Below are 26200 nucleotides of genomic sequence, written 5' to 3'. Positions count from 1 at the left end.
CATGAGGCGGCCTACAGCCGCGTCATGCCGTCTCGGAGAAAACGCGGGGCGATGTAACGCTCGTAATGCGCCTCGGACAACAGGAAGAACTCGCGATCGATGGCATCGCGCAGCTCCGGCAAGGCCCAGTCGCGGAACTCCGGCAGCAGCGCCAGGCCGTAGGCCTCGAGCTGACTGATCACCCGCGCCCCGCGGGCGATCAACTGGTACGCCCAGCAATAGGGCGACTGCTGCGGCACGAAACGGATCTGCCGCTGCTCCAGCTGGCTGCGCAGACGCACTGCGTCGAAGACTTCCAGCTTGGCCGCCATCACCTGCACCAACAGCTGTTCCAGGCGCAGCCAGACGGCGCGCTTCTCCTCTTCGCTGTAACCATTCCAATGGATCACCTCATGATGGAAGCGCTTGCAACCGCGGCATACCAGGTCGCCGTATACGGTTGAGCACAGGCCTACGCAAGGCGTCTTGATGCGTTGATTGGACATGGTGAAGAAAACGTCGAGGGCGAAACGGCCTGGCATCTTAGCCCTTTGTCTAGGCCAGTTCATCCCCAAACCGGCCAGGCGGCGGCTTAACTTCGCCCGCGCTTTCCGGTACTATCGCCCCGCCTTTTATAGGCGCCAATGTCCGTTGGAAGCTGTTTTCAAAGCGTCACGAGCACAGTCGATCCCGCAGGTACGATGTTGGCGCCGGCTCTTGAATGTTCCTTCAAGGGCCAGCGTCAGCCCTCATCTCGCCCGTCCTGCCGGCGTAAAACTTTGAAAGCAGCTTCTGGAAGAAATCCCTGAAACCTCGGCTGAGTAGCCCATAAAGCCACGAAGCGCCTGGTTCAGTGTTTTCTGGATCGCGTCCCGGACAACCCTTTGGGACCACTGATGAGGGTAATAACTGTGCTTGAAGCCTATCGCAAACACGTAGCAGAGCGTGCCGCTCAGGGTATCGTGCCCCAGCCGCTGAACGCCGAACAAACCGCAGGCCTGGTCGAGCTGCTGCAGAACCCGCCGGCTGGCGAAGAAGAATTCCTCGTAGACCTGATCACCAACCGCGTGCCGCCAGGCGTGGACGAAGCCGCCTACGTCAAGGCCGGGTTCCTCTCTGCCGTGGCCAAGGGCGAAGCCGCTTCCCCGCTGATCAACCAGCAGCGCGCCGTCGAACTGCTCGGCACCATGCAGGGCGGCTACAACATCGCCACCCTGGTCGAGCTGCTGGATGACGCCGAGCTGGCCAGCGTCGCTGCCGAACAGCTCAAGCACACCCTGCTGATGTTCGACGCCTTCCACGACGTCGCCGAGAAGGCCAAGGCCGGCAATGCCCACGCCAAGGCCGTGCTGCAGTCCTGGGCCGATGGCGAGTGGTTCACCAAGCGCCCGGCGATCGCCGAGAAGTACAGCCTGACCGTGTTCAAGGTCCCCGGCGAAACCAACACCGACGACCTGTCCCCGGCCCCCGACGCCTGGTCGCGTCCGGATATCCCGCTGCACGCCCTGGCCATGCTGAAGATGGCCCGCGACGGCATCGAGCCCGAGCAGCAAGGCACCATCGGCCCGCTCAAGCAGATCGAAGCGGTCAAGGCCAAGGGCTTCCCGGTCGCCTACGTCGGCGACGTGGTCGGCACCGGTTCCTCGCGCAAGTCCGCCACCAACTCGGTGCTGTGGTTCTTCGGCGACGACATCCCCTTTGTTCCGAACAAGCGCGCCGGCGGCTTCTGCTTCGGCTCCAAGATCGCCCCGATCTTCTACAACACCATGGAAGACGCCGGCGCCCTGCCGATCGAGTTCGACGTGTCGAACCTCAACATGGGCGACGTGATCGACGTCTACCCCTACGCCGGCAAGGTGTGCAAGCACGGCAGCGAAGAAGTCATCACCACCTTCGAACTGAAGACTGAGGTTTTGCTCGATGAAGTGCGCGCCGGCGGCCGTATCCCGCTGATCGTCGGCCGCGGCCTGACCGACAAGGCCCGTGCCGAACTGGGTCTGGGCAGCTCCGACCTGTTCAAGAAGCCGGAGCAGCCGGCCGACAGCGGCAAGGGCTTCACCCTGGCGCAGAAGATGGTCGGCAAGGCCTGCGGCGTGACCGGCGTGCGTCCGGGCACCTACTGCGAGCCGAAGATGACCACCGTCGGCTCCCAGGACACCACTGGCCCGATGACCCGCGACGAGCTGAAGGACCTGGCCTGCCTGGGCTTCTCCGCCGACCTGGTGATGCAGTCGTTCTGCCACACCGCGGCCTACCCGAAGCCGATCGACGTCACCACCCACCACACCCTGCCGGATTTCATCCGCACCCGTGGCGGCGTGTCCCTGCGTCCGGGCGACGGCATCATCCACAGCTGGCTGAACCGCATGCTGCTGCCGGACACCGTCGGCACCGGCGGCGACTCGCACACCCGCTTCCCGATGGGCATCAGCTTCCCGGCCGGTTCCGGCCTGGTGGCCTTCGCCGCCGCCACCGGCGTCATGCCGCTGGACATGCCGGAATCCATCCTGGTGCGTTTCAAGGGCAAGATGCAGCCCGGGATCACCCTGCGTGACCTGGTCCATGCGATCCCCTACTACGCCATCCAGAAGGGCCTGCTGACCGTCGAGAAGAAGGGCAAGAAGAACGCCTTCTCCGGCCGCATCCTGGAGATCGAAGGCCTCGACGAGCTGACCGTCGAGCAGGCGTTCGAGCTGTCCGACGCCTCCGCCGAGCGCTCGGCCGCCGGTTGCACCATCAAGCTGCCGGAAAAGGCCATCGCCGAGTACCTGAAGTCGAACATCACCCTGCTGCGCTGGATGATCAGCGAAGGCTACGGCGACGCCCGCACCATGGAGCGCCGCGCCCAGGCGATGGAAGCCTGGCTGGCCAACCCGGAGCTGATGAGCGCCGATGCCGACGCCGAATACGCCGAAGTCATCGAGATCGACCTCAACGAACTGAAGGAGCCGGTGCTCTGCGCGCCGAACGACCCGGACGACGCCCGTCTGCTGTCCACCGTGGCCGGCGACAAGATCGACGAGGTGTTCATCGGTTCGTGCATGACCAACATCGGTCACTTCCGCGCCGCCGGCAAGCTGCTGGACAAGGTCAAGGGCGGCATCCCGACTCGTCTGTGGCTGTCGCCGCCGACCAAGATGGATGCCCACCAGCTGACCGAGGAAGGCTACTACGGCATCTACGGCAAGGCCGGTGCGCGCATGGAGATGCCGGGCTGCTCGCTGTGCATGGGTAACCAGGCCCGCGTCGCCGCCAACTCCACCGTGGTCTCGACCTCGACCCGCAACTTCCCCAACCGTCTGGGCGATGGCGCCAACGTGTACCTGGCCTCTGCCGAACTGGCAGCGGTCGCCGCGATCATCGGCAAGCTGCCGAGCGTCGAGGAGTACATGGCCTACGCGAAGGACATCGACAGCATGGCGGCCGACGTCTACCGCTACCTGAGCTTCGACCAGATCGCCGAGTTCCGCGAAGCCGCTGCCAACGCCCAGATTCCGGTCGTTCAAGCCTAAGCATTACCCGCGTCGAAAGAGCCCCGCCCCGTGCGGGGCTTTTTTATGTCTGGCGTTCGCAGCCGTGGCATATCGCTTGCTTGAACAAACTCAACAGGGCCGCTGCAACGCCGAGCGGCCCGACGACGAGGGCGTCGCTTCGCTCGATATGCGAAGCACAGGTCACCCCCCTGGATGCTGAGAAAGGAAGGTATGCGATGAGCGAGCACCAGCTTCCCCGTGGCGATGCCCTGGCCTGGGTCAACGGCAGCGATGCACCGGAGAAGAGCGAACTGAACCTGGGCTTCATGGCCCTGACCGACTCGGCCTCGCTGATCGTCGCCGCGACCCAGGGCTTCGCCCAGCCCTACGGCCTGACCCTGAACCTCAAGCGCCAGGCGTCCTGGGCCGGTCTTCGCGACAAGCTGCTCAGCGGCGAGCTGGACGCCGCCCAGGGCCTCTACGGCCTGCTCTATGCCGTGCACCTGGGCATCGGCGGCACCCCGCCGGTGGACATGGCGGTGCTCATGGGCCTGTCGCAGAACGGCCAGAGCATCAACCTCTCCCATGCGCTGCAACAAGCCGGCGTGAGCAATGTCGAGGCGCTGTGCGCACACGTGCGCCAAAAGGGTGCAAAGCTCAGCCTGGCGCAGACCTTCCCCACCGGCACCCACGCCCTGTGGCTCTACTACTGGCTGGCCAGCCAGGGCATCCATCCGCTGGAGGATGTGCAGACGCTGGTCGTGCCGCCCGCGCAGATGGTCGCCCACCTGAAGGCCGGGCGCATCGACGGTTTCTGTGCCGGCGAACCCTGGGGCGCCCAGGCGATCGAAGAGTGCATGGGCTTCACCCTGACCACCAGCCAGTCGATCTGGCCCGGACACCCGGAGAAAGTCCTGGGCTGCACCCAGGCCTTCGTCAGCGCCTACCCCAACACGGCCCGCGCCCTGGTGATGGCCGTGCTGGAGGCCAGCCGCTTCATCGACCAGAGCGAGGAGAACAAGCGCGGCACCGCGCAACTGCTCAGCGCCAGCGAGTACGTCGACGCACCACTGAGCGCCATCCAACCGCGTTTTCTCGGCCAGTACGAGGACGGCAACGGTCACGCCTGGCTGGATCCCCAGCCACTGCGCTTCTTCGACGAGGGCAAGGTGAACATGCCCTATCTGTCCGACGGCCTCTGGTTCATGACCCAGTTCCGCCGCTGGGGCCTGCTGCGCGACGACCCCGACTACCTGACCGTGGCTGCCCAGGTTCAGCAGCTCGGGCTCTATCATGAGGCGGCTGCGGCGCTGAATGTCGCCGTGCCGGCAACGCCCCTGCGCAGCTCCGTGCTGCTCGATGGCAAGGTCTGGGACGGCAGCGACCCGGCCGCCTACGCCCGGAGCTTCGCCCTGCACGCCCTGGCCGGCGACGCTCAGGCCTCGACCGCGGCTCTCTAAATTACGGAACCCCTGCCATCATGTTGCGCATTCTCCTGATCAACGACACACCGAAGAAGGTGGGCCGTCTCAAGACCGCCCTGATCGAGGCCGGCTTCGAGGTGATCGATGAATCCGGACTGACCATCGACCTGCCGGAGCGGGTCGAGGCGGTTCGTCCCGACGTCATCCTGATCGACAGCGAATCCCCCGGCCGTGACGTCATGGAGCAGGTGGTGCTGGTCAGCCGCGACCAACCTCGGCCCATCGTCATGTTCACCGACGAGCACGACCCCAAGGTCATGCGCCAGGCCATCCAGTCCGGGGTCAGCGCCTACATAGTCGAAGGCATCCAGGCCGAGCGCCTGCAGCCGATCCTCGACGTGGCCATGGCCCGCTTCGAGAGCGACCAGGCCCTGCGCGCCCAGCTGCAGGCCCGCGACGCCCAGCTGGCCGAGCGCAAGCGCATCGAGTTGGCCAAGGGCCTGCTGATGAAGATGAAGAGCTGCAACGAGGAAGAGGCCTACACCCTGATGCGCCGTCAGGCCATGAGCCGCCAGCAGAAGCTGATCCAGGTGGCCGAGCAGATCATCGCCATGCACGACATGCTCGGCCATTGACCGCCGCCGAGCCGCGCCGGCGCTCGACTGTACTGCCCAACGGGTCACTGTGCCCCCCGATTCGGGAGAGGCCGCGCCAGCTGTACGGCCATCTGGCGCCGCGGGTGTGCCTGCTGGACCACGCCGGCAGTGGCTAAGCTGGGGTCCCTGTCCAGTCCATCACGAGACCTGCCCGCATGCCCAGCCACAACGATGAACGCCAACTCCTGGCCGAGGCCGACCGCCGCGCCCTCGCCTATTTAGACGACATAGCCGGCCGCCCGGTATTTCCGACGCCGGCCACCATCGCCGGGCTGCAGGCCTTCGATCAGGGCATCCCCGAGCAAGGCATGGCTGGCGCAGAGGTGCTGCGGCGCCTGGACGAGATCGGCTCGCCGGCCACCGTCGCGTCCAACGGTCCGCGCTATTTCGGCTTCGTCATCGGCGCCACCCTGCCCGCCGCCGCAGCCGCCGAGCGCCTGGTGCTGGCCTGGGACCAGTGCGCCTCGTCGTTCGACAACTCGCCGGCGGCCGATACCCTGGAGCGCATCGCCGGACGCTGGGTCTGCGAGCTGCTCGGCCTACCGGCCGAAAGCGCCGTGGGCTTCGGCACCAGCGCCACCGCCTGCACCCTGGCCTGCCTGTCCGCCGCCCGGCGCACCCTGCTGGCCCGCCGCGGCTGGGACTTCGATGGCGACGGCCTGGTCGGCGCGCCGGAGGTCCGGGTGGTGGTCTCCGCCAGCTGCCACATCACCGTGAAAAAGGCGCTGCGCATCCTCGGTTTCGGCATGAACCGGCTGATCGTCGCGCCGACCGACGCCCATGGGCGCATCGACCCCGAACAATTGCCGCCTCTGGATGACCTGACCATCCTCTGCCTGCAGGCCGGCGAAGTGAACACCGGCGAGTTCGACCCCTTCGCCGAGCTGATCCCGTCGGCCAAGGCGGCCGGGGCCTGGGTGCACGTCGACGGCGCCTTCGGCCTGTGGGCCCGTGCCTCGTCCTCGGCCCATCTGGCTGCCGGGGTCGAGCAGGCCGACAGCTGGACCAGCGACGGCCACAAATGGTTGAACACGCCCTACGACGGCGCCATGGCCATCTGCCGCGACGCCGACGCCCTCGCCACCGCGATGAACAGCGACGCGGCCTATGCCACGGCGTCCAAGGATGCGCAGAAAAACCTCACCCTGGAGTTCTCCCGCCGCGCCCGCGGGGTGGCGATCTGGGCGGCCCTCGCCAGCCTCGGCCGCGACGGCCTGCGTGCGATGATCGACCGGCATATCCGCCAGGCCGGCCACCTGGCCGCGAGCCTGCGCGCCCAGGGCTATCAGGTGCTCAACCGGGCGGTGCTCAACCAGGTGCTGGTGCGCGCCGACAGCGATGAGCAGACCGTGGCCATTCGCCAGGCGGCCCAGGCCTCGGGCCGGGCCTGGTTCGGCCCCACCCTCTGGCAGGGGCGCCCGGCCTTTCGCCTGAGCGTCAGCTCCTGGCGCACCGAGGACGCCGACATCGAGGCGCTGATCGAACTGCTGAGCGAGCTCAAGCGCAGCACACCGGCCTGACAGCACTCGACAAAGGCCAGGCGCTGGGCTTATCTTCGCCGCCTGGCCAGCGCACTGGCCAACGTCGCTCGGACGGTTCCGGGCGCTTACGTTTTCGAGGACAGCATGGCTGATCAAGCTTCGCGCCGCTTTGCGCGCATCGATCGACTCCCCCCCTACGTATTCAACATCACCGCCGAGCTGAAGATGGCCGCCCGCCGCCGTGGCGAGGACATCATCGACTTCAGCATGGGCAACCCCGACGGCGCCACCCCGCCGCACATAGTCGAGAAGCTCTGCACCGTCGCCCAGCGCGAAGACACCCACGGCTACTCCACCTCCCGCGGCATCCCGCGCCTGCGCCGCGCCATCTCGCGCTGGTATCAGGAGCGCTACCAGGTGGACATCGACCCGGAAAGCGAGGCCATCGTCACCATCGGCTCCAAGGAAGGCCTGGCCCACCTGATGCTCGCCACGCTGGACCACGGCGACACCGTGCTGGTGCCCAACCCCAGCTACCCCATCCACATCTACGGCGCGGTGATCGCCGGCGCCCAGGTGCGCTCGGTGCCGCTGGTGCCGGGCGTGGACTTCTTCGCCGAACTGGAACGGGCCATCCGCGAGTCGATTCCCAAGCCGAAGATGATGATCCTCGGCTTCCCCTCCAACCCCACCGCCCAGTGCGTGGAGCTGGACTTCTTCGAGCGCGTGGTGGCCCTGGCCAAGCAGTACGACGTGCTGGTGGTCCACGACCTGGCCTACGCCGACATCGTCTACGACGGCTGGCAGGCGCCGTCGATCATGCAGGTGCCCGGCGCCAAGGACATCGCCGTGGAGTTCTTCACCCTGTCCAAGAGCTACAACATGGCCGGCTGGCGCATCGGTTTCATGGTCGGCAACAAGGAGCTGGTGAATGCCCTGGCGCGGATCAAGAGCTACCACGACTACGGCACCTTCACCCCGCTGCAGGTCGCGGCCATCGCCGCCCTGGAGGGCGACCAGCAGTGCGTGCGCGACATCGCCGAGCAGTACCGCCAGCGCCGCAACCTGCTGGTCAAGGGCCTGCATGAGCTCGGCTGGATGGTGCAGAACCCCAAGGCCTCGATGTATGTCTGGGCGAAGATCCCCGAGCAGTACGCCGCGCTCGGTTCCCTGGAGTTCGCCAAGAAGCTGCTGCTCGAGGCCAAGGTCTGCGTGTCGCCGGGCCTGGGCTTCGGCGACTACGGCGACGACCATGTGCGTTTCGCCCTGATCGAGAACCAGGACCGCATCCGCCAGGCGCTGCGCGGCATCAAGGCCATGTTCCGTGCCGACGGCCTGCTGCCGGCCGCGTCGGGCAAGCCGCGCAAGACGCCGGAAGCCTGACCCTGACGCGCTCGACGGCCCTGCGCTGTCGGGCGCGCACTCCCCCTGGGCGCGCTCAGCCCGAGTAATCCAACACTGTCCATACCCGGCTCAGCCCGGCCCCTATCACACAGCCGGACTCGTCCAGGCGCCGGTTGTAGTGCAACGACATCAGGCTGGTCATCCCCTCCGCGGCATCCCGCCGCTCGGTCAACCATTGCACTCGCCCGCAGTTGGGCGTCTCGATCACATAGCTGGCAGCCACCGCCGCATGCTCGCTGGGTAACCTGATCGCGTCGACCACCGTCCCCCGTTCCTCTATCCGCTTGCCATTGGCCACCAACACCGCCCAGGCCTGGCCGTTCTCTATCACCAGATAGCTGCCATTGGCCTTGGGTTGCTCGACCTGGGGCTGGGCACAGCCGCTCAACAGGACCAACAGCACAATCGTCATCAAGCTCTGTTGCATTGTTCATTGCTCCTCTGCTGTACGCCAGGGCCTCAGTGTCTGGGAACCGGGCGAACGAGTGAGTTCGAAAGGCGACGGTCTTACTATTGTCGAATACTGTTTATTTGTACAGTATTTTTCCACTAGACTGTCCCTCGCCACCGGTCGCCCTTCGCCTAGACCCGGGCCGGCCATTTCGGAGCATCAATCGGGAGCAAAACGATGCTGGACGTACTGCAACTGAAACACCGGGTAAACCGGATGCCGCTGGACAGGGTTCGCGCGACGGTCGAGGAGCTGCAGCTCGAAGGCATAGTCACCGAGGGCAAGACCCCCTTCAACCGCGTGCACTTCAACACCTGCTTCGCCGAGATCGAAGCCCTGCTGCAGCGCGCCGGCTACCACAGGCAGCTGGATGTGGTGGGGTATCAGGGCCTGGCCTATGCCCTGTTCGATCCGGCGCGCTGGGATGCCGTGCAGGTGCTGAGATGGCTCAGGGAGTTCGTCGAGGAAGCTCACGCCCAGCCAGTATCGCGCTGAGCTGCGCCGTGGAGTGGTCGCTGGCGCACCAAGCCGAAGCAGAAGCGCCCAGCCCCTGTCCATTTCGCCCGCCGATGGCTCAACGAGCGGCCTTGGCGCGGCGCGGCCGAGCGCCGTGCGCCTGCCGGCAGTGCGTCTGAGCGACCTCATGAAGCACCTGAATACCTTGCATAACCTACTGATTTAAAAGCCTATAGACCGCAGGTCCGCGAGCGCTCGGCGGCCGCCGGCCAGCTTTTGCGCAGCTGGAATCGGCCGCTGCCAAGAAAGCTGGCAAGTCCCTTGCAATTACCTCCTCGGCAAACGTCATCGGATCGCCAACGGCGGTGATCGGGACGAATAGACAAAGACGTCGAAGGCAGCCTGCCCCCAGGGGCGGTTTGTCCGCGACGTCTTTTTTCGTTTTCGAGACCTGAGGAATCACCATGCGTACATTCACCGTTCGCCGTTCCCTGCTGAAGAAGACCCTGGCCGGCCTCGGCTGCGCCGCCGCCCTGCTGTTCTCGCCGCTGAGCCTGCAAGTCGCCCAGGCCGCCGAGCCGGAGAAGGACGAACTCAAGCTGGGCTTCATCAAGCTGACCGACATGGCGCCCCTGGCCATCGCCTACGAGAAGGGCTACTTCGAGGACGAGGGCCTGTACGTCAGCCTCGAGGCCCAGGCCAACTGGAAGGTGCTGCTGGACCGGGTGATCACCGGCGAGTTGGACGGCGCGCACATGCTGGCCGGCCAGCCGCTGGGGGCGACCATCGGCTTCGGCACCAAGGCCGAGGTGGTCACCGCCTTCTCCATGGACCTCAACGGCAACGGCATCACCCTGTCCAATGCCGTGTGGCAGGAGATGAAGAAGCACGTGCCGATGGACAAGGGCAAGCCGGTGCACCCGATCAAGGCCGACGCCCTCAAGCCGGTGATCGAGCAGTACAAGGCCCAGGGCAAGCCCTTCAACCTGGGCATGGTGTTCCCGGTCTCCACCCACAACTACGAGCTGCGCTACTGGCTGGCCGCCGGCGGCATCCACCCCGGCTACTACGCCCCGGCCAAGGGCGACATCGCCGGCACCCTCAATGCCGACGCGCTGCTCTCGGTCACCCCGCCGCCACAGATGCCTTCGACCATGGAGGCCGGCACCATCGACGGCTACAGCGTGGGCGAGCCGTGGAACCAGCAGGCCGTGTTCAAGGGCATCGGCGTGCCGGTGATCACCGACTACGAGATCTGGAAGAACAACCCGGAGAAGGTCTTCGGCGTGTCCAAGGCCTGGGCCGAGGCCAACCCGGAAACCCACAAGCGCCTGGTCAAGGCGCTGATCCGCGCCGCCATGTGGCTGGACGAGAACGACAACGCCAACCGCGCCGAGGCCGTGCAGATCCTCTCGCGTCCCGAGTACGTCGGCGCCGACGCCCAGGTGATCGCCAACTCCATGACCGGCACCTTCGAGTACGAGAAGGGTGATATCCGGGAAGTGCCGGATTTCAACGTGTTCTTCCGCTACCACGCGACCTACCCCTACTACTCCGACGCCATCTGGTATCTGACCCAGATGCGCCGCTGGGGGCAGATCGGCGAGGCCAAGCCGGACAGCTGGTATCTGGACGTGGCCAAGCAGGTCTACCTGCCGGCGATCTACCGCAGCGCCGCCACCGAACTGGTCGCCGACGGCCTGGCCAAGGCCGACGACTTCCCGGACGCCGGCGAGGATGGCTTCCGTTCCCCCACCAATGAATTCATCGACGGCCTGACCTACGACGGACGCCAGCCGAACGCCTACATCAACCAGTTCAGCATTGGCCTGAAGGCCGACTCCGCGCTGTAAGCCAGCCATAGCCCAGGGAGTCGGCCCCTCCGGCTCCCCTCTGCTTCGAGGACCAGACGATGAGCAACCCCGCCGTCGCCCAACCCATACGGGAAACCCTGAAGTCGGCGCGCAGCGCCGCCTTCAAACGCTGGCTGCCGAGCGTGCTGATGCCGCTGATCGGCGTGCTGGCCTTCCTGCTGTTCTGGCAGCTCGCCGCCGGCAGCATCGACACCAGCCTGGGCAAGTTCCCCGGGCCGACCCAGGTCGCCAGCCAGTTCGGCGCCCTGATCAGCGAGCACCAGCGCGAGCTGGACAAGGCCGACGCCTTCTACGCCCGCCAGGAGGCGCGCAACGCCGCCAAGCTGGCGAACAATCCCGACGCCGAGGTGAAGATTCGCCCCTATACCGGTAAGCCGACCTTCTTCAAGCAGATCTTCACCAGCCTCTACACGGTGCTGACCGGCTTCGTCCTCGCCTCCCTGCTGGCCATTCCGCTGGGGATCGTCTGCGGCCTGAGCAAGCCGATCTACAACGCGGTCAACCCGCTGATCCAGGTGTTCAAGCCGGTCTCGCCACTGGCCTGGCTGCCGCTGGTGACCATGGTGGTCAGCGCCCTGTACACCAGCAGCGACCCGCTGATGGCCAAGTCCTTCGTCACCTCGGCGATCACCGTGGCGCTGTGCTGCCTGTGGCCGACGGTGATCAACACCACGGTGGGCGTGGCCAACCTCGACCAGGACCTGCGCAACGTCAGTCGGGTGCTCAGCCTGTCGCCGCTGTCCCATGTGCGGCGCATCGTCCTGCCCGCCGCCGTGCCGATGATCTTCACCGGCCTGCGCCTGTCGCTGGCCACCGGCTGGATGGTGCTGATCGCCGCCGAGATGCTGGCGCAGAACCCCGGCCTGGGCAAATTCATCTGGGACGAGTTCCAGAACGGCAGCTCCAACTCCCTCGGCCGGATCATGGTGGCGGTGATCGTCATCGGCCTGATCGGCTTCGTCCTCGACCGTCTCATGCTCCTGCTGCAGCGCCGCGCCAGCTGGGACAAGAACGCCGACCTGCGCTAACCCCAGTCAACCCAGGAGTCCGCCATGAACACTGCCCACCTCGAGCTGACCGGCGTCGGCATCAGCTTCCCCACCGACAAGGGTCTGTTCTGCGCCCTGCAAAACGTCAACCTGAAGATCGCCAAGGGCGAGTTCGTCTCGCTGATCGGCCACTCCGGCTGCGGCAAGTCGACCGTGCTCAACATCGTCGCCGGCCTCTACCAGGCCAGCACCGGCGGGGTCATCCTCGACGGCCGCGAGGTCGACGCGCCCGGCCCGGAGCGCGCCGTGGTGTTCCAGAACCACAGCCTGCTGCCCTGGCTGACCTGCTACCAGAACATCGAACTGGCCGTGCGCCAGGTGTTCCAGGGGCACAAGAGCAAGACGGAGATGCGCGAGTGGATCGAGCACAACCTGGCGCTGGTGCACATGAGCCACGCCCGCGACAAGCGTCCCAGCGAGATATCCGGCGGCATGAAGCAGCGCATCGGCATCGCCCGCGCCCTGGCCATGCAGCCCAAGGTGCTGCTGATGGACGAGCCGTTCGGCGCCCTCGACGCCCTGACCCGCGCCCACCTGCAGGATTCGCTGATGGAGATCCACGCCGAGCTGGGCAACACGGTGATCATGATCACCCACGACGTCGACGAGGCGGTGCTGCTGTCCGACCGCATCGTGATGATGAGCAACGGCCCGGCGGCGACCATCGGCGACATCCTCGAGGTCGAGCTGGCGCGCCCGCGCGAGCGCATGGCCCTGGCCCACGACGCGCGCTACCACGCCTACCGCGCGGCGGTGCTGGAGTTCCTCTACCAGAAGCAGCAGCGCCCGGCGGCCTGAGCCCTGTGGCTCACTGCTGGCGCTCGGCCCGGAGCGTCCGGAGCATGCACCGCGATCACGCATGCCTTCACGCCCCGTCCCAGCGCACCAAGAAGTCGGCGCGCCCCATTTTGACTCGAGCATTGAGGAGCTGAACCAGGCGTCCCCCTGACTTCGGGCATTTCGGCCAGTTGGCTCGCCTCTTGCTTTATCACCACCACAAGCAGCCAACGGCGGCTGCCCTCTCGAACGACAAAGACGTCGCCTCACCCCCGCTCGACAGCGGTCGGTGACGCGGCGTTTTTCGTTTACGCCCCAACGCCCGGGGCTTGGTGGCGCCGCTGTGATCCAGCGGTGCTGCCGGTAACTCTCTCAACCCAGCTGTGGCTTCGGCCGCAGGGCGTGGCACCACAAGTGCCGCGCCTCCCCGGCGGGTGGCGGTCGTCGTGTCCACGACCATGACGCCTCGACCCGACCGGGCTCCTTCTTGCTGATGAGGTGTTCGATGAATAAAAGTTTCTGGAAGGCCGGCCACACCCCGACGCTGTTCGCCGCTTTTCTCTATTTCGACCTGAGCTTCATGGTCTGGTACCTGCTCGGCCCGCTGGCCGTGCAGATCGCCACCGACCTGGACCTGAGCGCCCAGCAACGTGGCCTGATGGTCGCCACGCCGATCCTCGCCGGCGCCGTGCTGCGCATCGTCATGGGGTTCCTCGCCGATCGGCTGTCGCCCAAGAGCGCCGGGCTGCTCGGCCAGGTGGTGGTGATCGCGTCGCTGTTCGCCGCCTGGCGGATCGGCATCCAGACCTATGAGCAGGCCCTGCTGCTCGGCCTGTTCCTCGGCTTCGCCGGCGCAGCCTTCGCCGTCGCCCTGCCCCTGGCGTCCCAGTGGTACCCGGCCGAACACCAGGGCAAGGCCATGGGCATCGCCGGTGCGGGTAATTCCGGTACCGTGCTGGCGGCGATCTTCGCGCCGGGCCTGGCCGCCCTGTTCGGCTGGCAGAACGTGTTCGGCTGGGCGCTGATCCCGCTGCTGATCACCCTGCTGGTCTTCGCCGCCGTGGCGAAGAACGCGCCCGAGCGGCCCAAGCCCAAGGCCCTGGCCGACTACCTCAAGGCCCTCGGCGACCGCGACAGCTGGTGGTTCATGTTCTTCTACAGCGTCACCTTCGGCGGTTTCATCGGCCTGGCCAGCGCCCTGCCCGGCTACTTCAACGACCAGTACGGCCTGGACCCGGTGACCGCCGGCTACTACACCGCCGCCTGCGTCTGCGCCGGCAGCCTGCTACGCCCCCTGGGCGGCGCCCTGGCCGACCGCATCGGCGGCATCCGCTCGCTGCTGATGATGTACACCCTCGCCTCGCTGTGCATCGCCGCGGTGGGCTTCAACCTGCCCAGCTCGACCGCCGCACTGGCCCTGTTCGTCGCCGCCATGCTCGGCCTGGGTGCCGGTAACGGCGCGGTGTTCCAGCTGGTGCCGCAGCGCTTTCGCAAGGAGATCGGCGTGATGACCGGGCTGATCGGCATGGCCGGCGGCGTCGGCGGCTTCCTCCTGGCCGCGGGCCTGGGCGCCATCAAGCAGCACAGCGGCGACTACCAGCTGGGCCTGTGGCTGTTCGCCAGCCTCGGCCTGCTGGCCTGGTTCGGCCTGCACGGCGTCAAGCAGCGCTGGCGCACCACCTGGGGCTCGGCTGCCGTCACCGCCGCCCGGGTGTAACAAACTAACGTAGGGTGGATCGGTGGAGCGCGATCCACCCTACAGCCCTCATAAACTGGAGGCTTGAGGCAAAGACGGGGCTGCCCGGCAGGGTAGCAATGCACTGGTCAGGCGAGATGGGGAAGGCCGGCGACGGCCGCCCCCCGGCATCCGTGCCCCGGCCCCGTCTTTGCCTCAGTCCTCCCCCAACAGGACAGCCATGATGGCCCTGCAATTGACCTTCGGCGAAGCGACCGCCACCGGCCCCCGGGAAGAGAACCAGGACGCCCTGCGGGTGGTCACCCCGGCACCGGCCCTGGCCGCGAGCAAGGGCTACCTGTTCGCCCTGGCCGACGGCGTCAGCCAGTGTGCCGACGGCGGCCTGGCCGCCCGCGCGACGCTGCAGGCGCTGGCCCTGGATTACTACGCCACCCCGGAGACCTGGGCCGTGGCGCAGTCGCTGGATCGCCTGCTGGTGGCCCACAACCGCTGGCTGCAGGCGAATGGCGGCGGCCAGCCACTGCTCACCACCCTCAGCGCCCTGGTCCTGCGTGGCCGCCGCTTCACCCTGGCCCACGTCGGCGACTGCCGCGCCTATCGCTGGCACGCCGGCGAGCTGGAGCGCCTCAGCGAGGACCACGTGTGGGAGCAGCCGGGCATGCAACATGTGCTCAAGCGCGCCCTGGGCCTGGACCAGCACCTGGTGGTGGACTACCTGGACGGCGAGCTGCGCCAGGGCGACAGCTTCCTGCTGGTCAGCGACGGCGTCTGGGCGGTGCTCGGCGATGGGGGCATCCAGCGCATCCTGCACGACGAGCCGGACCCGGCCGCGGCCTGCCGCGCCCTGGTCAGCGCCGCCCACCTGGCCGGCAGTCAGGACAACGCCAGCGCCCTGCTGGTCAGGGTCGAGGCCCTGCCGGAAAGCGCCCTGGCCGACACCCTGGCCCAGCTCGCGCACTGGCCACTGCCACCTAGGCTGCGCGATGGCCAGGCCTTCGAGGGCTGGCAGGTGGAACGCCTGCTGGCCGAGTCGCGCCAGTCCCTGGTCTACCGGGTGCGCGACGGCCAGGCGCGGCGCTGGCTGCTCAAGACCCTGCCGCCCGGCCGCGCCGACGAACCCCAGGCCGGCCCGGCCCTGCTGCTCGAGGAATGGTTCCTGCGCCGCGTAGCCGGCCGCCACTTCGCCGAGGTCCATCCGCTGCCGCAGCGCCAGCACCTGTACTACCTGCAGCGCGAGTACGCCGGCCAGACCCTGGCCGAACACCTGCGCCTGTCCGGACCGCTGCCGCTGCCGGAGTGGCTGGATATCGCCCCGCGCCTGCTCAAGGCCTTGGGCCTGCTGCACCGGCGCAACATCCTGCATCGCGACATCAAGCCGGAGAACCTGCTGTGGGGCGATGACGGCGAGCTGCGCCTGCTGGACTTCGGCCTGGCCTACTGCCCGGGGCTGTCCCAGGACGAGAGCGGCAGCCTGCCCGGCACCCCCAGCTACATCGCCCCCGAGGCCTTCGCCGGCAGCCCGCCCAGCGCCCGCCAGGACCTCTACGCAGCGGGCGTGACCCTCTATCACCTGCTCACCGGCCACTACCCCCATGGCGAGATCGAGGCCTTCCAGCACCCGCGCTTCGGCAGCCCGACTCCGGCCAGCCGCTACCGCCCCGACCTGCCGAGCTGGCTGGACGAGAGCCTCAACCGCGCGGTCAGCGCCGACCCGCAGCAGCGCTTCGAGACCGCCGAGGAATGGCTGCTGGCCCTGGAACAGGGCGAGCGCCAGGCCTTGAGCATCCGGCCCAGGCCGCTGCTGGAGCGTGAGCCGCTGCTGGTCTGGCGCAGCGTGGCGTTGTGCTCCCTGCTGCTCAACCTGGCCCTGCTGGTACTGCTGCTCAACTAGGCGCAGCCGCCCAACCATGCACCATAAGGGCGCAACTCGCCTTAAACAGGTGCGCAGCCGGCCCCATGCCGCGCCCGGCGCCTTCCCTGGAACCGCCAGAACCCCCGTGAACCGGCCATACGCCAGAGTTGGCACAGAGCCTGCTAAAGCACTCATACAAATTAAATAAGGTGCGCGCTTCAACGTAGAAGAGCGCACTTCCCGAGAGAACGGGACTTGGACAAAGGCGTCCTCGCTAGGTGACTGGCGGGACGCCTTTTTTGTTTTCCGGTGATGCAGGACGGTGAGGAACCATGAAGAAACTCAAGCTGGTAATGATCGGTAACGGCATGGCCGGAGTGCGGACGCTCGAAGAGCTGCTCAAGCTCGCCCCCGACCTCTACGACATCACCGTGTTCGGTGCCGAACCCCACCCGAACTACAACCGCATCCTGCTCTCGCCGGTGCTGGCCGGCGAGCAGAGCTTCGAGGAGATCGTCCTCAACGATCTGGCCTGGTACGCCGACAACGGCATCGACCTGCGCCTGGGCCGCAAGGTCGTGGAGATCGACCGCAAGCGCCGCCTGGTCATCGCCGAGGACGGCAGCGAGGCCGAGTACGACCGCCTGCTCATCGCCACCGGCTCCAACCCCTTCATCCTGCCGATTCCCGGCAAGGACCTGGACGGGGTGATCGGCTACCGCGACATCGCCGACACCCAGACCATGATGGACACCGCCAAGACCCACAAGCACGCGGTGGTGATCGGCGGCGGCCTGCTCGGCCTGGAGGCCGCCAACGGCCTCAAGCTGCGTGGCATGGACGTCACCGTGGTACACCTGGGCGACTGGCTGCTGGAACGCCAGCTCGACCGCACCGCCGGCGACCTGCTGCAGCAGTCGCTGGAGGACCGCGGCCTGAAGTTCCTCCTGCCCAAGCACACCGCCGAGCTGCTGGACAACGGCGAAGGCCGAGTCTGCGCGGTGAAGTTCAAGGACGGCGAGGTGATCCCCGCCGACCTGGTGGTGATGGCCGCCGGCATCCGCCCCAACACCGAGCTGGCGGAGAAGGCCGGGATCGCCTGCAACCGCGGCATCCTGGTCGACGACACCCTGCAGACCTTCGACCCGCGGGTCTACGCCATCGGCGAATGCGCCAGCCACCGCGGCATCGCCTACGGCCTGGTGGCGCCGCTGTTCGAGCAGGCCAAGGTCTGCGCCAACCACCTGGCCCAGCTCGGTTTCTCCCGCTACCAGGGCTCGGTGACCTCGACCAAGCTCAAGGTCACCGGCATCGACCTGTTCTCCGCCGGCGAATTCATGGGCGCCGAGGGGACGGAGACCATCACCCTGTCCGACCCCATCGGCGGCGTGTACAAGAAGCTGGTGATCAAGGACGACGTGCTGGTCGGCGCCTGCCTGTACGGCGACACCGCCGACGGCGGCTGGTACTTCCGGCAGATCCGCGAGAACCACAACGTCAGCGAGATCCGCGACCACCTGATGTTCGGCGAGAACGCCATCGGCGACGTCGGCCACCAGGGCGCCGACAAGACCGCCAATATGCCCGACAGCATGGAGGTGTGCGGCTGCAACGGCGTGTGCAAAGGCACTATCGTCAAGGCCATCCAGGAGAACGGCTTGTTCTCGGTCGACGAGGTCAAGAAGCACACCAAGGCCGCCAGCTCCTGCGGCTCCTGCGCAGGATTGGTCGAGCAGATCCTGATCAGCACCGTCGGCGGTGCCGCCGACGTCAAACCCAAGAGCGAGAAGGCCATCTGCGGCTGCAGCGACTTCAACCACGGGCAGATCCGCAAGACCATCCGCGAGCAGCACCTGACCAGCCTCAGCCAGGCCATGGCCTTCATGAACTGGAGCACGCCCAACGGCTGCGCCACCTGCCGCCCGGCGCTGAACTATTACCTGATCTCCACCTGGCCGGGCGAGGCCAAGGACGACCCGCAGTCGCGCCTGATCAACGAGCGCGCCCACGCCAACATCCAGAAGGACGGCACCTACTCGGTGGTGCCGCGCATGTGGGGCGGGGTCACCAACCCCTCCGAGCTGCGCCGCATCGCCGACGTGGCCGACAAGTACCAGGTGCCCATGGTCAAGGTCACCGGCGGCCAGCGCATCGACCTGCTGGGCATCAAGAAGGACGACCTGCCGGCGGTGTGGAAGGAGCTGGACATGCCTTCCGGCCACGCCTACGGCAAGTCCATCCGCACCGTGAAGACCTGCGTGGGCAGCGAGTTCTGCCGCTTCGGCACGCAGAACTCGACCCAGCTGGGCATCGACCTGGAGCACGACCTGTTCAACATGTGGTCGCCGCACAAGGTCAAGCTGGCGGTCTCCGGTTGCCCGCGCAACTGCGCCGAGGCCGGCATCAAGGACGTCGGCATCATCGGCGTGGACTCGGGTTTCGAGATGTACATCGGCGGCAACGGCGGCATCAAGACCGAGGTCGCGGAGTTCTTCGTCAAGCTCAAGACCGCCGAGGAGGTGCGCGAGTACAACGGCGCCTTCCTCCAACTCTATCGCGAGGAAGCCTTCTACCTGGAGCGCACCGTGCACTACCTGCAGCGCGTGGGCATGGAGCACATCAAGAAGGCCGTGCTCGAGGACGCCGACAACCGCAAGGCGCTCAATGCCCGCCTGCAGTACGCGCTGTCCTTCGAGCAGGACCCGTGGAAGGAGCGCATCGAAACCCCGAACCTGAAGAAAGAGTTCGACCGCATCACTGTCGTGCAGCTCGAGGAGGCCTCCGTATGAACTGGCTGGATATCTGCGCCCTGGACGAGATCAACGTATTGGGTTCGCGCATCATCGGAGGGCCCAAGGGTGACATCGCCATCTTCCGTACCGCAGGCGACGAGGTGTTCGCCCTGGACGACCGCTGCCCGCACAAGGGCGGGCCGCTGTCCCAGGGCCTGATCTACGGCAAGCGCGTGGCCTGCCCGCTGCACAACTGGCAGATCGAGCTGGCCAGCGGCGAGGCGGTGGCCCCGGATGTCGGCTGCGCCCACCGGCATCAGGCCAAGGTCGAGAACGGCCGGGTGCTGCTGTCCCTGAATACCGCGAAAGAGTGCGCGTGAGCCGCAGGGTGGAAAACGCCACGGGCTTTTCCACCGCCACGTACCGGTGGACCCGCACAGCGTCGTCCACCCCACGCCTGTAGGAGCCCCGAACCATGGCCAGCACCAACCAGATCACCGCCTCGACCTGCTGCTACTGTGGCGTCGGCTGTGGCGTGCTGATCGAACACGACGGCGAGAAGATCCTCGGCGTCGCGGGCGATCCCAGCCACCCGGCCAACTACGGCAAGCTGTGCAGCAAGGGCGCGAGCCTGCACCTGACCGGCGACCTCGACGCCCGCGGCCTGTATCCCGAGCTGCGCCTGGGCAAGGGCCTGGCCCGTAGCCGCACGGACTGGGACAGCGCCCTGGACCACGCCGCCAGCGTGTTCGCCGAGACCATCCGCGAGCACGGCCCGGACAGCGTGGCCTTCTACATCTCCGGCCAGCTGCTGACCGAGGACTACTACGCCTTCAACAAGCTGGCCCGGGCCCTGGTCGGCACCAACAACCTGGACTCCAACTCGCGCCTATGCATGTCCAGCGCGGTGGTCGGCTACAAGCGCAGCCTCGGCGCCGACGCGCCGCCCTGCAGCTACGAGGACATCGAGCAGAGCGACTGCCTGCTGATCGCCGGCAGCAACATGGCCTACGCCCACCCGGTGCTGTTTCGCCGCCTGGAGGAAGCCAAGGCCAGGCGCCCGGAGATGAAGGTCATCGTCATCGACCCGCGGCGCACCGACACCTGCGAGCTGGCCGACCTGCACCTGGCCATCCTGCCGGGCACCGACGTGGCGCTGTTCCACGGCATCCTGCACATCCTGATGTGGGAAGGCTGGATCGACCGGCGCTTTATCGAAGCCCACACCGAGGGCTTCGACGCCCTGAAGAAGCTGGTGCGCGACTACACCCCGGGCACGGTGGCGGAGATCTGCGGCATCTCCCTGGAGCAGCTGCAGGCCTGCGCCGAGCTGATCGGCACCGCTCCCTCCTTCCTCTCGCTGTGGTGCATGGGCCTGAACCAGTCCAGCGCAGGCAGCGCGAAGAACAGCGCGCTGATCAACCTGCACCTGGCCACCGGGCAGATAGGCCGGCCCGGCGCCGGGCCCTTCTCCCTGACCGGCCAGCCCAACGCCATGGGCGGACGCGAGACCGGCAGCCTGGCCAACCTTCTGCCCGGCCACCGCGACGCGGCCAACCCCGAACACCGCGCCGAGGTGGCCGGCTACTGGGGCGTCGACGCCCTGCCGCACAGCACCGGCCTGACTGCCATCGAGCTGTTCGAGGCGGTGCGCGCCGGCACCATCAAGGCGCTGTGGATCGCTTGCACCAACCCGGCGCAATCGCTGCCTGACCAGAACAAGGTGCACGAGGCCCTGGCCGCCTGCCCCTTCGTCGTCGTGCAGGAGGCGTTCTTCACCACCGAGACCTGCCAGTACGCCGACCTGCTGCTGCCCGCCGCCAGCTGGGGCGAGAAGGAAGGCAGCGTGACCAACTCCGAGCGCCGCGTCAGCCATGTGCGCCGCGCCGTGCCGGCGCCGGGGCAGGCGCGGCCGGACTGGGCGATCACCAGCGACTTCGCCCGTCGCCTGGAACCATCCCTGCGTCCGGGCCAGCCGAGCCTGTTCGCCTTCGACGGCCCCGAGGCGCTGTTCGAGGAATACAAGCAGCTGACCCGGGGGCGCGACCTCGACCTGACCGGACTGTCCTACGCGCTGATCGATCAGCTGGGTCCCCAGCAGTGGCCCTTCCCGGCCGGCGCCCGCCAGGGCACCCCACGGCTGTACGGCGACGGGCGCTTTGCCACCGACAACGGCCGCGCACGCTTCCATGCCGACCCCTACCGTGCGCCCAAGGAGAAGCGCGAGGCGCGCTTCCCGCTGACCCTCAACACCGGCCGCCTGCGCGACCAGTGGCATGGCATGAGCCGCACCGGCACCGCCGCGCGGCTGTTCGGCCACGCTCCCGAAGCCGTGCTCAGCCTGCACCCGGACGAACTACGCCGCCGCCGCCTGCAGGCCGGCGACCTGGTCAAGCTGCGCAGCCGCCGCGGCAGCCTGATCCTGCCGATCCAGGCCGACGACGCGGTGCGCTCCGGCCAGGCCTACCTGCCGATGCACTGGGGCGACCGTTTCCTCAAGGGCCTGGGCACCAACGTGCTGACCCTGCCGGCCTTCGACCCGCTGTCCAAGCAACCGGAACTCAAGCACGCCGGCATCGAGGTGGACAAGGCCGAGCTGCCCTGGCAGCTGTTCGCCCTGGTCGAGGGCGATGTGCAGCAGCGCTTCGCCGCTCTGCGCCCGCTGTTCGACGGCTTCGCCTACGCCAGCCTGTGCCTCACCGGCCGCGAGCGCCCCGCCCTGCTGATCCGCGCCGCCAGCGCGGTGGCACCTGAGCCGGCGCTGCTGGCGCGGATCGATGCGCTGCTGGATGTCGTCGAAGGTCCGGTACTGGCCTACGACGACCCGCGGCGCACCGTCGGCAAGCGCGTGCGCATCGAGGACGGGCGCATCACCGCCATCCGCCTGGCCGGCGAAACCGCCGCCCGCGACTGGCTCAAGAGCCTGTGGAGCAAGGGCCAGGCCGACGCCGACCTGCGCCGCTGGCTGCTGGCGCCGCTGGCCACGCCCCCCGGCAATGCCGCCGCGGCCAAGGCCGGCAAGACCCTGTGCAACTGCCTGGATGTGAGCGAGGCCGCGGTCTGCGCCGGCATCGCCCGTGGCCTGGACCTGGACGGTCTCAAGCAGGAGCTCAAGTGCGGCACCAGCTGTGGCTCCTGTGTACCGGAAATCAAACGACTGCTGGCGGCACCCCTGTCCGCCGCCGCGAACGCCTGAGGTGATGAATATGAGCGCAAAAGTCTGGCTGGTAGGCGCGGGTCCCGGCGACCCGGAGCTGCTGACCCTCAAGGCGGTGAAGGCCTTGGGCCAGGCCGAGATCGTGATGATCGACGACCTAGTCAACCCAGCCGTGCTGGAGCACTGCCCGGGCGCCCGGGTGGTGCCGGTGGGCAAGCGCGGCGGTTGCCGCTCCACGCCCCAGGCCTTCATCCACCGCCTGATGCTGCGCTACGCGCGCCAGGGCAAGTGCGTGGTGCGTCTCAAGGGCGGGGACCCCTGCATCTTCGGCCGCGGTAGCGAGGAGGCCGCCTGGCTGAGCGGCCACGGCATCGAGGTGGAGCTGGTCAACGGCATCACCGCCGGCCTGGCCGGCGCCACCCAGTGCGGCATCCCCCTGACCCTGCGCGGCGTGGCCCGCGGCGTGACCCTGGTCACCGCCCACACCCAGGACGACAGCACGCTGAACTGGCCGGCCCTGGCGCAAAGCGGCACCACCCTGGTGGTGTACATGGGCGTGGCCAAGCTGGCGGATATCCGCGACGGCCTGCTGGCCGGCGGCATGCGCGCGGACATGCCGGTGGCGATGATCGAGAACGCCTCGCTGCCGCAGCAGCGCGACTGCCGCAGCAGCCTGGCCGCCATGCAGCACGATGCCCTGTCCTTTCGACTCAAGAGCCCGGCGATCCTGGTGATCGGCGAGGTCGCCGCCGAACCGCAAGCCCTCCAGCTGGCGATCAGTGCCTAACCGCTTCGCTCCTGCGAAGTTGTTCCTGCCCGGCTTCGGCCGGGCTTTTTTCTGGGCAAAGAAAAACCCGGCCGAAGCCGGGTTTTTCCTGAAGCTTAGCCTCGATCACTGCTTGATCTGGGCTTCCACTTCGGCTTCCACGCGGCGGTTGATGGCGCGGCCGGCATCGCTGGCGTTGTCGGCCACCGGACGGCTCTCGCCGTAACCGACGGCGTTGACGCGCTCGCCCGACACGCCGTACTGGTTGACCAGCACTTCACGAACGGCGTTGGCACGACGCTCGGACAGCTTCTGGTTGTAAGCGTCGCTGCCCTTGGCGTCGGTGTGACCTTCGACCGTGGTGGTGGTCTGCGGGTACTGGTTCATGAAGTCGGCCAGGTTCTTGATGTCGCCATAGCTCTCTTGCTTGACGTTGGCCTTGTCGAAGTCGAACTTAACGTCCAGCTCGACACGTACCATTTCCATCGGTTCTTCGGCCTGAACCGGCTCGGCAACCGGCTGCACGGCGGCGACCGGCGCAGGCGCCGGAGCCGGCTTGCTGCTGCCGCCGAAGTTCATGCCGACACCCAGACCAGCGGCCCACTCGGTTTCGTTGGCGTCGATGTTGTACATGCCATCCAGGCCGGCACGGGCGAAGAGGTTCTCGGTGAAGAAATACTTCACGCCGGTGCCGACGTTGGCGAAGGTGGAGTGATCACGGCCGGTGCGCGCCGGCACGTTGCTGATGTTCTGGTGGGCGAAGCCAGCAGACACGTAGGGACGCAGGCCGATGCCCTGCTCACCGAAGTGGTAGATGGCATCCAGGCCGGCCAGGTTGCCCTTGATGTTCTTGTTACCGGTTCCGTTTTCCGAACGAATATCGTGATATTCGCCATACGACAGGGCCAGTTCGACGTCATCGGTCAGGTAGTAGCCTACAGAGCCACCAAACAGATTGCCGTTGGACAGGTCGCGAGAGCTGTCGGTCATGTAACGCTTGCCGAAAGCTTCCACCTCGACTGCGCCTTGGCCCTGAGCCAGCGCGCTCATGCAAGAGGCGGCAACGAGAGAGCCAATGACTACGCCTAAGGTGTTTTTCAGTTTCATCCGTAAATCCCCACATGGTGATTGATTGAATTGCGTGCAGGTAGACACGCAAAACGGCGGCGAGTTTAGCAGAACGATTGCTGCGCCAGAGAGAGCTGCCCCGAACTAACTTTCGGTGTCGCCGGCAAACTTCTCACGCAATCGATCCAGTGCGCGCTTGTAGCGCATTTTCGTGGCACTCAGGCCCATGTGCATGATGTCGGCGATCTCCTGGAACTCCAGCTCTGCGACAAAACGTAGCACCAGGATTTCCCGATCGATCGGGTTCACATGCACCAGCCAGCGGTCCAGCCCCCCGCGGTCCTCGACCTTCGGCGTCTTCTCTTCCGACGCCTCCTCCAGAGGATCGAGACTCAGGGCATCCATCAAACGGCGCTTGCGCCGCTCCTTGCGGTACTGGGTGATGCACTCGTTATAGGTAATGCTGTACAGCCAGGTCTTGAACTTGGACTTGCCCTCGAAGTTCTTCAGACCGTAGAGAACCTTGAGCATGACCTCCTGGCAGACATCGTCCGCATCGCGATCATTGCCCAGATAGCGCGCGCACACGTTGAACAGGGTGCGCTGATAACGCCGCATCAGCTCTTCATAGGCACGGGTGACGTGAAACAACTCGCCATGCGCCCGCGCCACCAGCTCCTCGTCCGAGAGCTCGCGGGGGTCGTATCGCATGGACAACGGTTGGGCTTTATTCAAAACGGGTCGGGCCGACAGTCGGGACACAAGCCGCCAGCGCCTGATGCTTCAGGCGGCAGGTACGGCGGCATACATTAGCAGGGATTGGCGCGTTAGCGGCTGCTTACCCGTTGCTCGAGCAGGGCTCGGTTGGCCACCGAGACCAATTCGCCGGAGTCGGTCAGCAGGATGGTCTTGACCGTGCCAATTTCCTCGATCTGCCCTTCGACCTCGCCGATCTGCACTTGTTGCCCGACCTGATACAACTCTCGCACGTAGATGCCGGCGAGTATCTGCCCGGCGATCTCCCGGCTGCCCAGCCCCAACGCCAGGGCCACGGCCAGCCCGACCGAGATCAGCACGATGGCGATGACGTTGTTGAGCAGGTCGGTCTTGACCTCCAGCTGGCCGATGGCCACGGAGATGCTGATGATGATCACCAGGCCCTGGGCGATACGCCCCAGGCCATGGGCGTAATCCAGGCCGACGCCCTCGGCCGCGCCGCGCACCAGACCGCTGACCAGATGGGCCAGGAGCACGCCGGCGACCAGCACCAGGGCCGCGCCGAAGACCTTGGGCAGGTACAACGCCAGCACGTCGAGGGTCGCCGACACCCGTTCCAGACCGAGGGACTCGGCGGCCGACACCAGGAAGATCAGCAACACGAACCAGTAGACGATCTTGCCGATCAGGGTCGACACCGGCACCTGGATGCCACCGCGGCCGAGCAGCTTGGTCAGGCCGGTGCCGGCCATCAGCCGATCCAGGCCGAGCTTGCCGAGCAGTTTGGACAGCAGGGTGTCGAGCAGCTTGGCCACCACGAAACCGAGCAGCACCAGGATCAAGGCCACGAACAGGTTCGGAATGAAGCCGGCGACCTTGGTCCAGAGGGCAGTCATCGCGGCAATCAGGCTTTGGGTCCAGGGATCGAGTTCCATTTCAGTCAGCCTTATCAGTAGAACGAGAAGAAGAGTGGCGGCGCGAGACCGGCGCGACATGCGCCGAACCGCTATTCAGGGCGATCATCAGGGCTTCGAGCCAATGTCCCATCAGGCTGAACAAGTCCCCCGCGCCGACCTGGCGGTTGGCGGTCTTCAGCACGCGGTGCAGGCAGGCGTCATCGTCGTGATCGGACACCGGGGACTTGAGCAAATCGCGCAGGGATTCTTCGAATGGATCGTGCATGACGCA

21 protein-coding genes are annotated in these 26200 nt (G+C 66.8%); 15 read left to right on the top strand and 6 right to left on the bottom strand.

Annotated features, from left to right (window positions below):
* Positions 1–11: 11 nt before the first annotated feature.
* Positions 12–485 carry a DUF1289 domain-containing protein gene (locus ACSX1C_RS04730; RefSeq protein WP_318641651.1) on the bottom strand — a complete coding sequence of 158 codons (474 nt, stop codon included), beginning with the start codon at positions 483–485 and terminating at the stop codon, positions 12–14.
* A gap of 405 nt (positions 486–890) precedes the next feature.
* Between ACSX1C_RS04730 and acnB the strand changes: the two genes are divergently transcribed.
* The 5 genes from acnB to alaC all read left to right on the top strand — a co-directional run bounded on the left by acnB (position 891) and on the right by alaC (position 8396).
* Entirely contained in the window at positions 891–3491 is a 2601-nt protein-coding gene (gene acnB / locus ACSX1C_RS04725; protein ID WP_439888460.1) for a bifunctional aconitate hydratase 2/2-methylisocitrate dehydratase, read from the top strand.
* A gap of 197 nt (positions 3492–3688) precedes the next feature.
* Positions 3689–4912, top strand: a complete 1224-nt coding sequence (locus ACSX1C_RS04720) for a CmpA/NrtA family ABC transporter substrate-binding protein (RefSeq protein ID WP_439888459.1) — start codon at positions 3689–3691, stop codon at positions 4910–4912.
* Positions 4913–4932: 20 nt separating this feature from the next.
* A complete protein-coding gene (locus ACSX1C_RS04715; protein WP_439888458.1) occupies positions 4933–5511 on the top strand; it encodes an ANTAR domain-containing response regulator in 579 nt (192 codons plus the stop codon).
* A 176-nt stretch (positions 5512–5687) separates the two neighbouring features.
* Positions 5688–7052 (top strand): pyridoxal phosphate-dependent decarboxylase family protein, encoded by a 1365-nt coding sequence (locus ACSX1C_RS04710; protein ID WP_439888457.1) that lies wholly within the window; start codon positions 5688–5690, stop codon positions 7050–7052.
* A gap of 105 nt (positions 7053–7157) precedes the next feature.
* The gene (gene alaC, locus ACSX1C_RS04705) at positions 7158–8396 is read left to right on the top strand and encodes an alanine transaminase (RefSeq protein WP_439888456.1); all 1239 of its coding nucleotides are present in this window, start codon (positions 7158–7160) and stop codon (positions 8394–8396) included.
* Positions 8397–8451: 55 nt separating this feature from the next.
* On the opposite strand, the gene ACSX1C_RS04700 is transcribed toward alaC, so the two are convergent.
* Positions 8452–8844, bottom strand: a complete 393-nt coding sequence (locus ACSX1C_RS04700) for a hypothetical protein (protein WP_439888455.1) — start codon at positions 8842–8844, stop codon at positions 8452–8454.
* Positions 8845–9045: 201 nt separating this feature from the next.
* On the opposite strand from ACSX1C_RS04700, the gene ACSX1C_RS04695 reads away from it, so the two are divergent.
* From ACSX1C_RS04695 to cobA, 10 genes are all read left to right on the top strand, one after another.
* Complete coding sequence (locus ACSX1C_RS04695; RefSeq protein WP_318641665.1) at positions 9046–9363, top strand: transcriptional regulator; 318 nt, start codon at positions 9046–9048, stop codon at positions 9361–9363.
* Between the two features lie 425 nt (positions 9364–9788).
* Entirely contained in the window at positions 9789–11177 is a 1389-nt protein-coding gene (locus tag ACSX1C_RS04690; RefSeq protein WP_439888454.1) for a CmpA/NrtA family ABC transporter substrate-binding protein, read from the top strand.
* 59 nt (positions 11178–11236) lie between these two features.
* Positions 11237–12226, top strand: coding sequence for an ABC transporter permease (locus tag ACSX1C_RS04685; RefSeq protein ID WP_439888453.1), 990 nt, complete (start codon positions 11237–11239; stop codon positions 12224–12226).
* Positions 12227–12250: 24 nt separating this feature from the next.
* Complete coding sequence (locus tag ACSX1C_RS04680) at positions 12251–13045, top strand: ABC transporter ATP-binding protein (RefSeq protein WP_439888452.1); 795 nt, start codon at positions 12251–12253, stop codon at positions 13043–13045.
* A 484-nt stretch (positions 13046–13529) separates the two neighbouring features.
* Positions 13530–14741, top strand: coding sequence for a nitrate/nitrite transporter (locus ACSX1C_RS04675; protein WP_439888451.1), 1212 nt, complete (start codon positions 13530–13532; stop codon positions 14739–14741).
* A gap of 202 nt (positions 14742–14943) precedes the next feature.
* A complete protein-coding gene (locus ACSX1C_RS04670; protein ID WP_439888450.1) occupies positions 14944–16611 on the top strand; it encodes a protein kinase domain-containing protein in 1668 nt (555 codons plus the stop codon).
* 293 nt (positions 16612–16904) lie between these two features.
* Entirely contained in the window at positions 16905–19361 is a 2457-nt protein-coding gene (nirB, locus tag ACSX1C_RS04665; protein WP_439888449.1) for a nitrite reductase large subunit NirB, read from the top strand.
* A complete protein-coding gene (nirD, locus tag ACSX1C_RS04660) occupies positions 19358–19684 on the top strand; it encodes a nitrite reductase small subunit NirD (RefSeq protein ID WP_439888448.1) in 327 nt (108 codons plus the stop codon). The genes nirB and nirD overlap by 4 nt, the downstream gene beginning before the upstream one ends.
* 95 nt (positions 19685–19779) lie before the next feature.
* Positions 19780–22500 (top strand): nitrate reductase, encoded by a 2721-nt coding sequence (locus ACSX1C_RS04655; RefSeq protein ID WP_439888447.1) that lies wholly within the window; start codon positions 19780–19782, stop codon positions 22498–22500.
* A gap of 10 nt (positions 22501–22510) precedes the next feature.
* Positions 22511–23248 carry a uroporphyrinogen-III C-methyltransferase gene (cobA, locus tag ACSX1C_RS04650; RefSeq protein ID WP_439888446.1) on the top strand — a complete coding sequence of 246 codons (738 nt, stop codon included), beginning with the start codon at positions 22511–22513 and terminating at the stop codon, positions 23246–23248.
* Between the two features lie 105 nt (positions 23249–23353).
* On the opposite strand, the gene ACSX1C_RS04645 is transcribed toward cobA, so the two are convergent.
* The 4 genes from ACSX1C_RS04645 to ACSX1C_RS04630 all read right to left on the bottom strand — a co-directional run bounded on the left by ACSX1C_RS04645 (position 23354) and on the right by ACSX1C_RS04630 (position 26194).
* Positions 23354–24334, bottom strand: coding sequence for an OmpA family protein (locus ACSX1C_RS04645; RefSeq protein ID WP_439888445.1), 981 nt, complete (start codon positions 24332–24334; stop codon positions 23354–23356).
* 105 nt (positions 24335–24439) lie between these two features.
* Positions 24440–25030, bottom strand: coding sequence for an RNA polymerase sigma factor SigX (gene sigX / locus ACSX1C_RS04640; protein ID WP_318641687.1), 591 nt, complete (start codon positions 25028–25030; stop codon positions 24440–24442).
* A 92-nt stretch (positions 25031–25122) separates the two neighbouring features.
* The gene (locus ACSX1C_RS04635; protein WP_439888444.1) at positions 25123–25947 is read right to left on the bottom strand and encodes a mechanosensitive ion channel family protein; all 825 of its coding nucleotides are present in this window, start codon (positions 25945–25947) and stop codon (positions 25123–25125) included.
* Between the two features lies 1 nt (position 25948).
* On the bottom strand, positions 25949–26194 hold the full coding sequence (locus ACSX1C_RS04630) for a CrfX protein (RefSeq protein WP_318641691.1): 246 nt from the start codon (positions 26192–26194) through the stop codon (positions 25949–25951).
* Between the last annotated feature and the right edge of the window lie 6 nt (positions 26195–26200).

Origin of the sequence: Pseudomonas sp. MBLB4123 (assembly GCF_051904775.1) — a bacterium.
GTDB lineage: Bacteria > Pseudomonadota > Gammaproteobacteria > Pseudomonadales > Pseudomonadaceae > Aquipseudomonas > Aquipseudomonas benzenivorans_B.
This window is presented reverse-complemented; position numbering and strand designations above follow the sequence as displayed.